This window comes from Flagellimonas okinawensis (assembly GCF_029194005.1).
Taxonomy (GTDB): domain Bacteria; phylum Bacteroidota; class Bacteroidia; order Flavobacteriales; family Flavobacteriaceae; genus Flagellimonas; species Flagellimonas okinawensis.
The window spans coordinates 642,632-658,016 of record NZ_JARFVA010000002.1; the positions used below are offsets into that span (position 1 = coordinate 642,632).

The 15,385-nt window shown below is 40.8% G+C and carries 13 protein-coding genes and 1 pseudogene; 5 read left to right on the top strand and 9 right to left on the bottom strand.

Annotated elements, in window-relative coordinates:
- Positions 1-22: 22 nt before the first annotated feature.
- Positions 23-1,519, bottom strand: coding sequence for a glycerol kinase GlpK (glpK, locus tag PY091_RS08680; protein ID WP_275649311.1), 1,497 nt, complete (start codon positions 1,517-1,519; stop codon positions 23-25).
- On the opposite strand from glpK, the gene PY091_RS08685 reads away from it, so the two are divergent.
- A complete protein-coding gene (locus tag PY091_RS08685) occupies positions 1,511-2,119 on the top strand; it encodes a DUF1697 domain-containing protein (RefSeq protein ID WP_275649312.1) in 609 nt (202 codons plus the stop codon). The two genes, glpK and PY091_RS08685, sit on opposite strands and share 9 nt — an antisense overlap.
- Here the strand turns inward: PY091_RS08685 and PY091_RS08690 are convergent.
- Positions 2,116-2,592 carry a TspO/MBR family protein gene (locus tag PY091_RS08690; protein WP_275649313.1) on the bottom strand — a complete coding sequence of 159 codons (477 nt, stop codon included), beginning with the start codon at positions 2,590-2,592 and terminating at the stop codon, positions 2,116-2,118. The genes PY091_RS08685 and PY091_RS08690 overlap by 4 nt on opposite strands.
- A 94-nt stretch (positions 2,593-2,686) precedes the next feature.
- Between PY091_RS08690 and PY091_RS08695 the strand changes: the two genes are divergently transcribed.
- From PY091_RS08695 to PY091_RS08710, 4 genes are all read left to right on the top strand, one after another.
- Positions 2,687-3,772, top strand: coding sequence for a diphosphomevalonate decarboxylase (locus PY091_RS08695; protein ID WP_275649314.1), 1,086 nt, complete (start codon positions 2,687-2,689; stop codon positions 3,770-3,772).
- A gap of 141 nt (positions 3,773-3,913) precedes the next feature.
- Positions 3,914-4,852, top strand: coding sequence for a mevalonate kinase family protein (locus PY091_RS08700; RefSeq protein ID WP_275649315.1), 939 nt, complete (start codon positions 3,914-3,916; stop codon positions 4,850-4,852).
- Between the two features lie 10 nt (positions 4,853-4,862).
- A complete protein-coding gene (locus tag PY091_RS08705; protein ID WP_275649316.1) occupies positions 4,863-5,768 on the top strand; it encodes a geranylgeranylglycerol-phosphate geranylgeranyltransferase in 906 nt (301 codons plus the stop codon).
- 60 nt (positions 5,769-5,828) lie between these two features.
- Positions 5,829-6,671, top strand: coding sequence for a pseudouridine synthase (locus PY091_RS08710; RefSeq protein WP_275649317.1), 843 nt, complete (start codon positions 5,829-5,831; stop codon positions 6,669-6,671).
- A gap of 65 nt (positions 6,672-6,736) precedes the next feature.
- Here the strand turns inward: PY091_RS08710 and PY091_RS08715 are convergent, their stop codons facing one another.
- The 7 genes and pseudogenes from PY091_RS08715 to argB form a co-directional block, all read right to left on the bottom strand.
- Positions 6,737-7,183 (bottom strand): hypothetical protein, encoded by a 447-nt coding sequence (locus PY091_RS08715; RefSeq protein ID WP_275649318.1) that lies wholly within the window; start codon positions 7,181-7,183, stop codon positions 6,737-6,739.
- Between the two features lie 82 nt (positions 7,184-7,265).
- Positions 7,266-7,766: pseudogene (locus tag PY091_RS08720) on the bottom strand (SMI1/KNR4 family protein); the annotation flags it as partial.
- 269 nt (positions 7,767-8,035) lie between these two features.
- Positions 8,036-10,225: a DUF5916 domain-containing protein gene (locus tag PY091_RS08725; protein ID WP_275649319.1), complete on the bottom strand. Its 2,190-nt coding sequence runs from the start codon at positions 10,223-10,225 to the stop codon at positions 8,036-8,038.
- Between the two features lie 313 nt (positions 10,226-10,538).
- A complete protein-coding gene (locus tag PY091_RS08730) occupies positions 10,539-12,134 on the bottom strand; it encodes a M1 family metallopeptidase (protein ID WP_275649320.1) in 1,596 nt (531 codons plus the stop codon).
- A gap of 50 nt (positions 12,135-12,184) precedes the next feature.
- Positions 12,185-13,468, bottom strand: coding sequence for an argininosuccinate lyase (gene argH / locus PY091_RS08735; protein WP_275649321.1), 1,284 nt, complete (start codon positions 13,466-13,468; stop codon positions 12,185-12,187).
- 69 nt (positions 13,469-13,537) lie between these two features.
- Positions 13,538-14,608: a M20 family metallo-hydrolase gene (locus PY091_RS08740; RefSeq protein WP_275649322.1), complete on the bottom strand. Its 1,071-nt coding sequence runs from the start codon at positions 14,606-14,608 to the stop codon at positions 13,538-13,540.
- Positions 14,605-15,384 (bottom strand): acetylglutamate kinase, encoded by a 780-nt coding sequence (argB, locus tag PY091_RS08745; RefSeq protein WP_275649323.1) that lies wholly within the window; start codon positions 15,382-15,384, stop codon positions 14,605-14,607. Before argB ends, PY091_RS08740 begins: the two co-directional genes overlap by 4 nt.
- Between the last annotated feature and the right edge of the window lies 1 nt (position 15,385).

Below are 15,385 nucleotides of genomic sequence, written 5' to 3' on the forward strand. Positions count from 1 at the left end.
TGTTAGTGTTTATGATTTGATTTTAAGGGTTCTCCGTCCAGAACTCCAAAGCTTTTATAGCCTTGTACCAGTCTTTGATACCTGCATCTATTTTTTTTCTTTCTTGTGTAGGATTAAAGTGGACATCGGTCTGCCAAATATCCTGTATTTCTTCTGGACTTTCCCAGTACCCAACAGCGAGACCAGACAAATAAGCGGCTCCCATAACTGTAGTTTCCACAATCTTTGGTCGTACCGTGACCGTGTTCAATACATCGGCCTGGAACTGCATCAACATGTCGTTTACCGTAGCTCCACCATCAACGCGAAGTTCTTTTATCGAGATTCCAGAATCGGCCTCCATCGCTTTTAATATATCCATGGTTTGGTAGGCAATGGATTCCAGGGCCGCACGGGCAATATGTGCATCTGTGCTTCCCCGGGTTAAACCAAATATGGTTCCTTGGGCCTTTTGGTTCCAATGTGGAGCGCCCAATCCTGCAAAGGCGGGGACAAAAACAACTCCTTCGGTATTATCCACGGACCCAGCCAAGCGTTCTACCTCTGCCGATGTTTTTATAATATTCAGACTATCCCGAAGCCACTGGACTACCGCTCCAGCAATAAAAATGCTTCCTTCCAGCGCATAATGTGTTTTACCGTTAATTTTCCAAGCTACTGTGGTAAGCAGATTGTTTTCGGAAACAATCGGCTTTTCCCCAATGTTCATTAACATAAAGCAACCTGTACCGTAGGTGTTTTTGACCATGCCCTGCTTGGTGCACATTTGCCCAAATAATGCTGCTTGTTGGTCGCCCGCGATTCCTGCAATGGGTATGGGAGTCGCAAAAAGATTGGGACTTGTATGACCGTAAATCTCACTGGACTGCTTTACCTCCGGGAGCATGCTTTTTGGAATCGTCAACAATTCCAAGAGCTCATCGTCCCAGTCCATCGTATTTATATTGAACAGCATGGACCGGCATGCATTGGTAACATCGGTAATATGTAGCCCGCCATCCGTCATTTTCCATATAAGCCATGAATCTATGGTTCCCATGATCAAATCACCTGCCTCCGCTTTTTCTCGAGCTCCCTCTACATTGTCCAAAATCCACTTTACCTTGGTTCCGGAAAAATACGAATCGATGACCAACCCCGTTTTTTTACGGATCAGATCGGATTTGCCTTCTTTCTTCAACTCATCGCAATAGTCGGCCGTTCTTTTGTCCTGCCAAACAATGGCGTTATAAATGGGCTCGCTGGTATTTCTGTCCCATACAACAACGGTTTCTCGCTGATTGGTGATACCTATCGCGGCCATTTGCGAAGCTTTGAGACCTTTTTTGCTCACTGCTTCGGCTGCCATTCCTGCTTGGGTAGACCAGATTTCGTCCGGGTCGTGTTCAACCCAGCCCGGTTTTGGAAATATTTGTGTGAATTCTTTTTGTGCTACGGAAATAATGGTTCCCTTCTTATCAAAAACCACGGCACGGGAACTGGTAGTACCTTGGTCCAAAGCAAGGATGTATTGATTCATTTTATTAATTTAAGTGCGTTTGAATTTACTAAAATTAATTCGGGTTTGGAATCCAACGTTATGGGGAATACTTATATAGCCTTGTTAAGGGGAATAAATGTCAGCGGCCAAAAGAAGATAAAAATGGCCGAGTTAAGAAATGTTTTGGGGGATGCTGGCTTAAAACACCTACAAACCTATATCCAAAGCGGGAACATTGTTTTTGACAGTGAACTTACTGACAAAGAAAAGATTGAAGTATTGATAACAAGAACAATTCAAACCAGTTTTGGCTTTGATGTACCAACTCTAGTGATTCGGAAAGATAATGTTGAACAAATCCTGAATGGCAATCCTTTTTTAGAAAAGGAAGAAGAAAACAAATTATACTATGTTCTGTTGAAAAGCACTCCCAAGCAGGAGTTAGTGGAGATATTCAACCAGCTTCAGTATGAAAATGAAAGGTTTCATATTGCCCCCGATTGTGTTTATCTATTATGCAAAAATGGTTATGGAAGGGCTAAACTGAATAATAATCTAATTGAAAGGAAACTGGGTGTGCAGGCCACTACTCGAAACCATAAAACCATGCTGAAACTTTTGGAAATGACTTCGTCTTAGGGATTGAGCTCCCATATTTTGTAATTGAGAGCAGACGCAAAGGCCACCCATAAAACATAGGGGACCATTAAAAGAGCTGCAGGTTTACTAATTACTTTAAACCATTTTATGGTTAGGATGATCATCGTCAACAAGGCCAAGATTACCACCATTCCGCCCAACGGATTTTTAAGTCCGAAGAAAACGATGCTCCACAAGGCATTGAGCAATAATTGGAATACAAAATGGTACAATGCCGTTTTTACCCATATGTGGTGGTACCCTTTGCTCCAAACTATACCGGCAGCAACTCCCATCATAATGTACAGAGCTGTCCACACAGGGGCAAATAACCAGTTGGGAGGCGTAAAGGATGGTTTGTTTAGGGTAACATACCAATCGTTGACGGAACTTTGGGTCGCAATGCTGGATAAAAATCCAATAGCAAGGCAGACCAATACACTTACGGTTATGTAAACGATTCGTTTTTTCATGGTTGGCGCAACTTCGACTAAAATAAGAATTTATTTGAATCCAATTTCCAGTAAGTTTGCCGCTGCTTATATTTGTCGTATCAATCCATTCCCAATGACGGAAAAAGATTTTTTGCCGAGTGCTTATCAGAACTCACTTAAAGAAGGTAAGGTTACATGGAAGGCACCGAGCAACATTGCGTTGGTCAAGTATTGGGGGAAAAGACCTGTTCAAATTCCTGCGAACCCTTCCATCAGCTTCACATTGGATACTTGTGCTACAACCACATCCATTACTTTTAAAGAAAAGGATGATAAAGAAGTACTTTCGTTCGATTTGCTTTTTGAAGGTAGGCCAAAGGAGGATTTTAAACCTAAGATCCAGACATTTTTGGAGCGAATTGAAACATATTTGCCCTTTTTAAAATCATATCATTTTATAATAGAAACGTCCAACTCCTTTCCACATAGCAGTGGGATTGCGTCCTCTGCAAGCGGTATGGCAGCACTTTCGATGTGCTTAATGGATATCGAAAGGCAATTGAACCCTTCGATGGAGGAATCAACTTTCTTGGCCAAAGCCTCTTTTTTGGCCCGTTTGGGCTCGGGAAGTGCTTGTCGAAGCATCAAGGGAAGCTTGGTTCAATGGGGAAAGCACATGCATATCCCTGGTAGCTCCGATTTGTACGGTGTTCCATATCCCTTTGAGGTTAATGCTGTTTTTCAAACCTATTGCGATACTATTTTATTGGTTCACAAGGGACAAAAACAAGTGAGCAGCACGGTAGGGCATAATTTGATGCACAACCATCCCTATGCGGATAACAGATTTCAACAGGCAGGCACCAATTTGAACCAATTGAAACCCATTTTGGCCAGTGGAGATTTAGAAGGATTTATCAAGTTGGTGGAAAGTGAGGCCCTGACCTTACATGCCATGATGATGACAAGTAGCCCTTATTTTATTTTGATGAAGCCGGATACCTTGGAGATTATCAATAAAATATGGCAATACCGTGAGGAGACCAAAATACCGGTTTGTTTTACTTTGGATGCCGGTGCCAATGTGCATTTGCTCTATCCGGTAGCTGCCAAGGAAAAGGTGCAGATGTTTATTGAGGATGAATTGGCACCACATTGCGAGAACGGTCAATATATTCACGATAAAGTTGGGTCCGGTGCAATTAAAATAAACAGTTAAAAATGAACAGCTAAGCTGTTTTTTTACGTTATTTGCCAAGATTTTAGACCCAAGAAAACAGGTTTTTGAAGATAAAATTTATTTGTTTATCAAATTTTATCAAACATTAAACAAAATTTGTTTGTATCTTAGTAGTATCATATGAAAGGTCCATTATTTTATTCCAAGATTTTATTGTTCGGGGAGTACGGCATTATTAAAGACTCCAAAGGTCTTTCCATACCCTATAATTTTTTTAAGGGTGCGCTTAAATGGGACGGAAGCGATTCCCAAATGGCACAGGAATCCAACAAGAGTCTCAAGGCGTATGCCGAGTACCTCAAAGTATTGGAAATAAAGGAAGAAGGTTTGGTATCTTTTGATATTCAGGCATTGGAAAAAGACGTGGCCGATGGAATGTATTTTGATAGTTCCATTCCCCAAGGCTACGGTATTGGAAGCAGTGGGGCATTGGTAGCCGCTATTTACGATCGCTATGCTACGGACAAAATAACGGTTTTGGAAAACCTGACTAGGGAAAAATTACTTCAATTGAAGAAGATTTTCGGTAAAATGGAATCTTTCTTCCATGGAAAATCATCCGGTTTAGATCCTTTGAACAGTTATTTGAGCTTACCCATTCTGATCAATTCCAAGGATAACATCGAATCTACAAGCATACCCTCTCAGAATACCGAGGGTAAAGGTGCTGTATTCTTGTTAGATAGTGGTATGACAGGGGAAACCGCACCTATGGTGCAACTCTTTATGGAAAACATGAAGCAGGAAGGTTTCCGTAACATGATCAAAAACCAGTTTATAAAACACACCGATGCGTGTGTAGAGGACTTTTTGAATGGAAACATGAAATCGTTGTTTGGCAACCTAAAACAGCTTTCGCATGTAGTTTTCGATCATTTTAAACCGATGATTCCATCAAAATTCCATCAACTCTGGCAAAATGGAATCGAGACCAATGATTATTACTTAAAGCTCTGCGGTTCTGGTGGCGGAGGATATATTTTGGGATTCACCCAAGATTTGGAAAAGGCCAAAAAGGCGCTGGAAGGCCATACGCTGGAAGTAGTTTACAACTTCTAAAAGCAATCTCATGCTTAGTAGAAAAAACAAACTCTTGCTTTTTAAGCTGTTGAGTCTGTTTTCTGTAGTCAGGGGCTATAATATCCTGGTGATTACCTTGGCCCAATATCTGGCTTCCATTTATATTTTGGCACCGGATACTCCATTTCGCGGTGTAGTCCTGGACTTAAATTTATTTTTAATCGTAACAGCTTCTGCACTTACCATTGCCAGTGGATACATTATCAATAATTTTTACGATGCTGAAAAGGACCTGATCAACAAGCCCACCAAAAGTATGTTGGATCGTTTGGTAAGTCAGCGATTTAAGCTCACGACGTATTTTATCCTCAATTTTTTAGCTGTTTTTGCGGCAAGTTATATTTCATTTAGGGCGGTGCTATTTTTTTCCGCCTACATTTTTGGAATTTGGATATATTCGCACAAACTCAAGCGTATACCCCTTTTGGGAAATTTGGTGTCGTCCACGTTGGCAATCGCGCCTTTTTTTGTTGTATTTGTGTACTATAAAAATTTCCAGACGGTAATTTTTGTCCATGCTATTTTCCTGTTCTTGTTGATTCTCGCTAGGGAAATGATCAAGGATTTGGAAAGTATGCCCGGAGATATGGCCCAGAATTACAAGACTATCCCTATTATTTATGGTCCAAAAGTATCAAAAACCATTATTTCACTTTTGATCGTTTTCACCCTAATACCTGCGCTTTTGCTTATTAAAACCTTCGATATCGGGTATATGTACCTTTATTTTATGGCCTGTATTGTGCTTCTGGTCTTGTTTCTGGTTTTACTTTGGAAGGCCAACGGCAAAAAACACTATGTATGGCTGCACAATATCATTAAGTTTATTATTGTGGCAGGGGTTTTCAGTATTCTATTGATCGATGTTGATGTAGTCCTGAACCGAATTTTGTAATTCTTTGTTCTTTAGGTTTTTTGGAACGTAAAAAGATTACATTTGCAAAAAATTCGACTGATGGCGAAATCAGACAACAGCAGGGGCAAGAGGCCTTCTAAAAACTTCAAGGGCGGTGATCGAAATAAACCGTTCGACAAAAAATTTTCTCCAAGACCCAAACAGAGCACACCGCGGAAAAACTCCAATCCGGATGAGATTCGTTTGAACCGTTATATTGCCAATGCGGGGATTTGTTCTAGACGGGAAGCCGACACATATATCGCCGCTGGAAATGTTACCGTAAACGGCAAAGCGGTGACAGAAATGGGGTATAAGGTAAAACGTTCCGATGATGTTCGTTTTGATGGCAAACGACTCAATTTGGAAAAAAAGGAGTACGTTCTGCTGAACAAACCCAAGAACTTTATTACCACAACGAGTGATGAAAAAGGGCGACGCACGGTCATGGAGCTGATTTCCAGCGCTTCCAACAATCGCTTGTTACCAGTAGGCCGTTTAGATAGAAATACCACTGGCTTGTTACTTTTTACCAATGATGGTGATCTTACCAAAAAATTGACGCACCCTAAGCATAACGTGCGTAAAATTTATCATGTGCATTTGGACAACAACCTAAGTTTGGGTGACCTCCATAAGATTGAAGCAGGACTTGAGTTGGAAGACGGCCCTATTTCTGTGGATAGTGTTAGTTACATACAAGGAGCACCCAAAAAAGAAGTGGGCGTTGAAATCCATAGTGGGAGAAACCGCATTGTACGCCGCATTTTTGAACATTTAGGTTACAACGTAGTAAAGTTGGACCGTGTAATCTTTGCCGGTTTAACCAAAAAAGATCTACCACGTGGCCATTGGAGACACTTGACCGAGCAAGAGGTCATCAATTTAAAGATGATAAAATAATCCCTTTAGGGGTTATGGTAGATGACGTAAACTGTTTATCCACCGTAAATGCATTCGGCCAAAAGCTACTGGAGTTTTTTAATTTTAACCATAGGTCCGGGACACAATACTTTATGGCAGTTTAAACAACTCATTACCAAATTGTTATAAATGCTGTCTACTTCGGATACTTTTGCAGATTCAAGATTTTTGATGCTTTGCAAGTACAGCGCTGCAAATGTGTTGTACTCAGCGGAAGCTGCTTTTTCAGGTTCGGTTGCATGGGCCGTTAACATTTTCTCATGGTCAAGAGATAATTCGATAGGTTCTCCGTTTGCTATTTTTTCTTTAATGGTTTCGGCCTCATCGAACATTTGACGCATTAATATGGCCAGTTCGCTGTCGCCATTGGGGTTTACCGATTGTTGTACAGGGTTGTTCTCGGCGGATTTTTCCTTTTTCTTTTCCGAGCATGATGTTACTACGGAAAGAATCAAAAGGGTATAGATGGTTACGAATAGTTTATGTCTCATTGGGAATTATGTATCGAATTCTGGTGTAAAAGTACCCAACTATGGCAGGTAGAGAATCATTTATGTGTGATATATTTCTTGCTTAAACCATAATCAACTTTTTTAATTCTTTATCAAGCCATAATTCATACCAATCCAGAAAAGTAGTACGTCCCTCTTGATCAAAGAATGGGTCTGGGCACAAACCTCCATCATTACATCTATTGTCTACCCAAATATTCCCATATTCTTCTTCTGTTACAACTAGGTTCATAAAGATGCCACAGCCATAATTTGAGACTCTAAGCAGTCCATTGATCCATTTATGTTCAAAATATTCGTTTTCCAATTCGGTATAAGCCTCATCAGAAATATCTTGCTCAAAACTTTCTGCAATAAGGTTCCAAGGTTTGGTGAATGGAAAGGGTTCGGAAAGCTTGATTTTTTCATTTTCGTCTTTATAATCCAAATCGATATAAAGACCATTTTCCAGTTTTTCCAACCCGTAATATGGACTGGTACCACCATTTCCAACATGTAAAAGGAAAGCCTTGTATTCCTCGGGTAAGGTAATGTTGTGGTCCTCTTCAAATTGAGCGATTTCGCTTTCTGAGAGCTTTGGATTTAATTTATATCGGTGCTTGTAGGCCCCAAATCATAAAAAATCTTTATCCAATTTTTTAAGGTCCTTTAATTTTTGGAATATCCTTTCCAATTGATCTGAAAAATCCATGAAACGTTGTATTGATTATTGATGATTTCGGTAGTCCATGTCTTGGAACCGACCACAATACTTTTGATGAATTTCAAGAAATTACGGGATTCGATCGAGCAAAAATTGATGAATGGCCCGTTTGGATTGATGGATTCCAGCTATCTATTAAACCAATACGTAAACTTAAGCGTCAAAGACCATAAATTGCCCTCGAGTGGGGACAATTGCTCGTTGTTGTTAAATACCAAAAACAAATCGGAAGCAGGAGCATAACGCCATTGTAACCTGGAATTGATACCAAAATTATTGCTCTGCTCATTGTATTGGAACAAGGTGTTCCAAAATAATTTGTTGGTAAACGTAATGTCCGCTTCGGTCCCAACAAGCCAGAAATCGGTGGTATACCAAGGATCTGGTAAATCCAGGTTGTTATAGCTAAGGGTTGCACCCAAACTTACGTATGGTTGAAACCTATAGCCCAGTTGAGCATTGATATTGGTTCGGTATCCACTAGAAAAATAACGACCCAATCTCGTGGTCAAGTTATAGGTGAACAAACTTTTGGGCCTCGAATTATATTGCAGATAAACTCCGTTCCAGTGATGGCGCGTACCGGCTGCCAATTCCTCTTTGCCCGTATTGGTAGGATCAAAAGGTGCCAAAAGCTGTACATATTCGTTAAACACGTCGACACCTAACGAACTCCGGTCCATAAAGTTAACGGCATAACCTAAAATGGATACGTAATCGGTAGAATTCATACTTGGGTCGAAGTAATAAAAACCAGTGTATTGTGGACCATGGCTCACTACTTTTTCGCTGGCAGGTAAAAATAAGTGCCCGACAGAACCCTCCAATTTGATGTAATTGTTACGTGGCACAAAACCCACTTCCGAGGTGAAGTTTTCCGATATATATTCCTGTTGTACTCTCCAGTTCCACTTTCTACTGCTGTAGGCCAAATGTGCTCCCTGTGCAAAACCGTTGTAGGATGTATCAGGACCGAAGGATTTAAGCATGAATACCTTACCGTTGTATTTGTTGTCCGCAGAGGCCAGGTTATATTCCAATCCAAGATTTCTATTGAACTGGGTGTATTCCGTTTTTAAACTGTCAGCCAGAGCGTTGTAGTCCAGAGACTCTTTGTTTACGAACATTAATCCAATATTGGAGCGCGAGAATACTTTTTGCTGCAGGGAGAGTACTGCGAAGTTTTGACTGGGCAAACCTGTTTCGTCCACTTTTTCGGTCTGCATATCCATTATGCCCAAACGTAGGTTGCGGTTTAAATTTCCGCTAACACGGGCACCTGCAATTATAGGTACACCCAATCCAATTCTACGAGAAAAGAAAGGTCGTATGGCACTGTATCCAAAATTGGCGAATAGATCTGCATTTTCGAGGAAGAACTGTCTTCTTTCCGGAAAAAACAACTCAAAACGGGTCAAGTTGGCCACTTGACGGTCTGCTTCCACCTGCGAAAAATCGGGATTAATGGTCAAATCCAAATTTAAAGACGAGGTGAGTCCCAGTTTTACATCACCTCCAACCTTAAATTCATTGTCATAGCTGATATCTTCGATACTCGAATTTCCCGTGGTCCCCAGAACATATGGGATAATGGAATAATTAAGACCTTGTTTAGGAGGCGGGTTGTCCCAGACCATAGTACCGGTATAGGCCAATGATGCTGTTGGGAATTGCCTTGGTATGGGAGTCCAGCTCGATTTTTCGTTGGTACTCAAATCCAATCTGGAAAAATTTACGCCCCATTCTTTTACGTCCTTTTCATAGCGAATGGATTTAAACGGAATGGCCATTTCAACCACCCATTTGTCTTCATGATTTTGTACTTCAGATACCCATTTACTGTCCCAATTAAGATCTATACTACCTCCGTTGGACATGGTTCCGTCCCATTGCGCACCATAGGCGTTTGCACCAAAACTAAAACCTGTGGTCTGGTTGTTGAATGGGTCCATGAACAGAAGAAAATTATCGTTCCCTCCGAATGAAAAATCCCTACGAAGCGATTCTACCACATAGGTGTTCCCTGGGGTTTTGTAGAAAGTTGCCAAGAGATACAACTGCCTGTCATCGTAGGCCATTTTAACCTCAGAAGGCTGCGTGGCTTTGCGGTCGTCCATTGGTAAAACCATGAAAAAGTCTTTCGCAGGTTCGGCTTTTTGCCATGTTGCTTCGTCTCCAATACCGTCAATGGTAAACGTCTCGTTGGTTTTAAACAAATGGATCTTGTAATCTGAATTTTTCTTTTGGGCATAAGAGTGTACACAAAAGAGCATAGCAAATGCTATGAGGACGGGGGTTAAAAAGGCTCGGTTGTTCATTGTTTGTTTAGTGAGGTAAATGTAATGATTTCCTTTCTTTTTTAACAATGAATCATTTTGAGTAGGCTTAAATTATTGGATAGATATTTTTGAAGAGTGTCGGAGATAATTTTTAATCGCTCAAACTACTGAATTTCCACAAATTCGAATGGGGTAGATGTTTCCAATTTTAAAAGGTTACTAGGCTTAGGTTTTTTAACTTCAGATAACATTAAAGGGTTATGGATTTGATGTAATGCCCAATATCCACCAACGAGTATTTTTAGTAAAAGTGCCATTGCGATAGACAAATGTCAGTAGAGAATTAAGCGTTCTACATCTTGCCCATATCCTCAAACAAAGTCCATTGGTTCGGGTCCAAAACAATGGAGTCCGGTTGATTGCGGATCTCAATTTGAATATTTTGGTTCCGTTGGTTCACTTCAATGGCTTTGATGGTCAGTTTCCCATCTTTTACTATACCTATTTCCAAAGGAAATTGGAATACATGGTGGTCTTGTAATTGTTGTATGCTGAGGTTGATTTTGCCATTGCTGTAATCCCAACTCCATTTGATTTGCGGGTGGCCCTTCACGAACAACCATTGCTCAAAAAAGGACTCCAAATTCTCGCCGGATACTTCTTCCATCTCATGCCTAAAATCATTAGTAAGGACATTGCTGTTTTGATATTTTGCATAGTAGTTTTGGATGCCATCCCAAAAAGCACCATCACCCAGTTTATGTCGGAGCATATTTAATACCCAACCTCCTTTTTGGTAAGTGTTGGTACTGAGCACCTTCATAGGGTCCTTAATGCTGAGGTCGACAATGGGTGCAGGATTTTTTCTGTAATAATCAAAAATCTCTTTTTTGTCGATGGCCAATTCTTTTTTTCTACGTTCATCCCCATACTCACTTTCCAAGTAAAGAATAGAGAAGTAGGTAGCAAATCCTTCACTCAACCAAACGTGGTTCCAGCTTTTTTCCGTTGCGGAATTTCCGAACCATTGGTGGGCAATTTCATGGGCAATCAAAGGTTCTACGGTTTTATTACCGGTTACGGAATTTTCAAAATAGGCAATGGTCCCTGCATTTTCCAACCCACCCCATTGGGTCTTGGCCTGCATATTGGCCAGTTTGGCATACGAATACGGCCCGATATGATCCATAAAATATTCAAGTACGTTTCCTGCAACCTCGTAATCGCCAAATCCTTCCAAACGGTTTTGCGGATACACCCATGCTGAAACCTCGACACCGTCAATGTTATCTACAATTCTTGATGCAAATTCGGTAACACCGATGGTCATAACCTTGGTGGCAACTGGAGCCGGTTCGTTGTAAATGGTCAGTTTATATCCGTTTTCCAGATGGCTTTCTTCTACTTTTTTTCCTGTTGCAACCACATCATAATGGTCTGGTGCGGTAATTCGGAATTCCACACTTGCTTTATCGTATGGATGGTCTACGGATGGCAACCAATGCCTGGCCAAATTGGGCCAATTGTCACCAAAAAAAGAGCGCTTGCCAAATTTGGTTGAAGAGATGACCAAACCTCTTTCAGGAACACCCTGGTATTTAATGGTGTAGGTTTGGACGGAGTCCGAAGTAGCCTTCGGAACAATATTAATTTTATCATTGGAATAAGTGTAGCTGGCTTGGGAATTGTTTTCCATCACCTTGGAGATTTCCATGCCAAACTCTCCAGATTTTTGGATGAGGTCAAGTGAAAAGGGAACCGCTCCCTTTTTAAACCGAACCGTCACTTTGGATTCCCCTTCGATTTCGTTTGATGCATCATTCAAATGAAGAGCAAACACATAGCTTTGGACATCTACCAATTCATTTTTTGCATAAACATCCTGTGCTACTGAAAGTTGGAATAATCCTAGAAAAAGAGATAGGCTGAGTACAATTTTTTTGGACATAAAATCAAGTTGAAAGCCGAGGGCTTAATTTTCAACCCAATTTATCCATTTTAGGTCAAAACCTTATCCATTTTCTCTTTTATCTGATCTAAGCAAAGATTGCCCAAGCTGCCTTCGTGGGTATGGTCAATGTCGCGTTTAGGTTTAAAATTCCCATTTTCTATGGCCTTGCCCATGGTTTTATAGGCATCACGGAAGGGCATGCCGCTTTTCACGAGCTCATTCAATGTATCCACACTAAAGAGATAATCGTATTTGGGATCTTCCAAAATGGTTTTGTTCACCTTGATTTCTTTAAGGCTAAAAGTCATCAATTCCAAACAGGCGTGCATATCTTGCAAAGCGGGAACAATTACTTCTTTAACCAATTGAAGGTCCCTGTGGTAACCACTGGGCAAATTGTTCATGATCATAATTAATTGGTTGGGAACTGCTTGGATTTTATTGCATTTTGCCCTAATCAATTCGAACACATCGGGGTTTTTCTTATGTGGCATAATACTGCTTCCCGTGGTCAATTCGTTAGGAAACGAAATAAAATCGAAATTCTGGCTCATGTAAAGGCAAATATCCATTGCCATTTTGGATAGGGTAGCGGCAACGCTGGAAATTCCGAAAGCGGTAGCCTTTTCTACCTTTCCACGACCCATTTGCGCAGCCACTACATTGTATTTTAGGGTTGCAAACTCCATTTCGGTAGTGGTAAAGCTTCGATCAATGGGGAAAGAACTTCCGTAACCAGCGGCACTTCCCAGTGGGTTTTGGTCGGCTACCTTGTAAGCCGCTTGTACAAAGTACAAATCATCGATCAAGCTTTCCGCATAGGCAGAAAACCATAGTCCGAAAGAGGAGGGCATCGCAATTTGAAGATGGGTGTAGCCCGGCAGTAAAACGCTTTTGTGCTTGTCCGCCAACTTCATTAATAGATCGAATAGTTCCTTGACTTGATCTTTGATCTTTATCAATTCATCTTTTAGGAACAATTGCATGGCAACCAGGACCTGATCATTTCTAGAACGGGCCGAATGGATTTTTTTACCGGTATCACCCAATTTTTCGGTCAACATAAATTCGATCTTGGAGTGCATGTCCTCAAAATCGTTTTCTATGATAAAATTTCCTTTTTCGATGTCTTTGGCAATTTCATCCAAGCCCTTTATCAATTCCTTGGTTTCAACTTCTGACAGCAATCCGACTTTACCCAACATTTTAGCATGCGCTTTTGAGGCGATTACATCATATTTGGCCAAGACCAGATCCAACTCACGGTCGTTGCCCACGGTAAAATGGTCTATTTTTTTATCGGTACTGAATCCTTTGTCCCAGAGTTTCATACTATTCAATTATCTGTTGTCAATTAGCAATAAACAATAGCTGAATGTATATTGCTGATTGGTCATTGTTTAATGTAAAAATCCCGTTAGGGTTTTGATGTAAATATCTATGCCTTCTTCTATTTCTCTCACGAATATAAATTCGTTTGCCGAGTGTGACCTTGTACTGTCGCCAGGTCCCAACTTTACCGATTGACAGGTCAGAGCGGCTTGGTCCGACAAGGTAGGTGAACCGTAGGTTTTTCTTCCAAGGGCCAACCCACTTTTTACCAAATCGTGTTCAGGATCAATACAGGATGAGTTCAATCGTAAAGATCGCGGTGTCATTTTGCAGGGTGCTTCCTTCTGGAGAATGTCTGCAATCTCTTGATTACTGTAGCAATCATTGACACGGACATCGATTACCAAATCCACTTGTGCAGGTACTACATTATGCTGCTTACCAGCGTTGATCTGTGTAACCGTTAATTTCACTTCTCCTAGTGCATCGGATGCTTTTGCAAACGAGTAATCTTTGAACCACTGTAAAGTTTCAATGGCATTGTAAATACAATTGTTATCATTCGGGTGGGCCGCATGCGAGGGTGTTCCCTCCACTACGGCATCAAAAACTACCAATCCTTTTTCGGCTATAGCCAAATCCATTAAGGTGGGTTCGCCCACGATGGCTACATCAATTTTTGGTAGAATGGGTAGCAATGCCCTTATACTTTTTTCCCCTGCATCTTCTTCTTCACCTGTTGCTGCCATAATAATGTTATGGCTAAGGTTTTCTTTCTCATAAAAATGGACAAAAGTGGCCAAAAGTGATACAAGGCATCCACCAGCATCATTACTTCCTAGACCATACAACTTTCCATCTTCAATATGAGGGTTGAACGGGTCTTTGGTGTAAGCGCTGTTCGGTTTAACGGTATCGTGATGTGAGTTGAGCAATAAGGTGGGCTTGCTTTCATCAAAATGCTTGCTGAAGGCATAAATATTATTATGTTGTCTTTTGGTCTCTACGCCAAAGTCTTGTAAAAACTTTTCTATGGCATCACCTGTTTTGTCCTCCTCACCTGAAAAGGAAGGTGTGCTGATGAGTGTTTTTAGAAGCTCAATGGCTTTTTCCGTTAATATGTCTTGGGTTACTTTCATAAAGTCAATGTCGTATAATCTGAATTTTCCGCTTTGAGCATATTTGTGTTTCCCACGCAAACTTTGGAAACATTGTTGCGAAGAGCATAAAAACAATTATGCATTTTGGGCAACATGCCATCAGCGATTATTCCATAGGCCAATAATTCATCGTAGCCTTTGGAGTCTATATGTTGAATTACAGAATTCTCATCTTCAACATCCTGTAATACGCCTTTTTTCTCGAAACAGTAATATAAGGTTGTTTCAAATTGGTCGGACATGGCAATCGCGATTTCTGCAGCAATGGTATCAGCATTTGTATTCAGCATTTGCCCTTTGCCATCGTGGGTAAGTGCGCAAAATATAGGGGTAAAACCTGCTTGTAATAGTTTAAAAATACCATAGGTATTTACCATATCAACATCGCCCACAAAACCAAAATCAACATTTTTTTTGGGTCTTTTGTGTGCTCGAATTGCATCTGCATCAGCGCCGCTCATTCCAATGGCATCGGTACCAAGGGCCTGGAGTTTGGCTACTATTTTTTTACTGTACAGGCCTCCGTAAACCATCAGGGCAATATCCAAAGTTTCGGCATTGGTAATTCTTCTGCCGTTGACCATTTTCGATTCTACTCCCATCTGGTTTGCCAATTCGGTGGCTTTTTTGCCGCCACCATGAACCAATATTTTGTTGCCGTCCAGTTTGGAAAACAGCTCAAGTACCAATTTACAACCTTCAGGATCTTCTATAAGGTTACCGCCTATTTTTACTACGGATAATTTTTGTTTCATT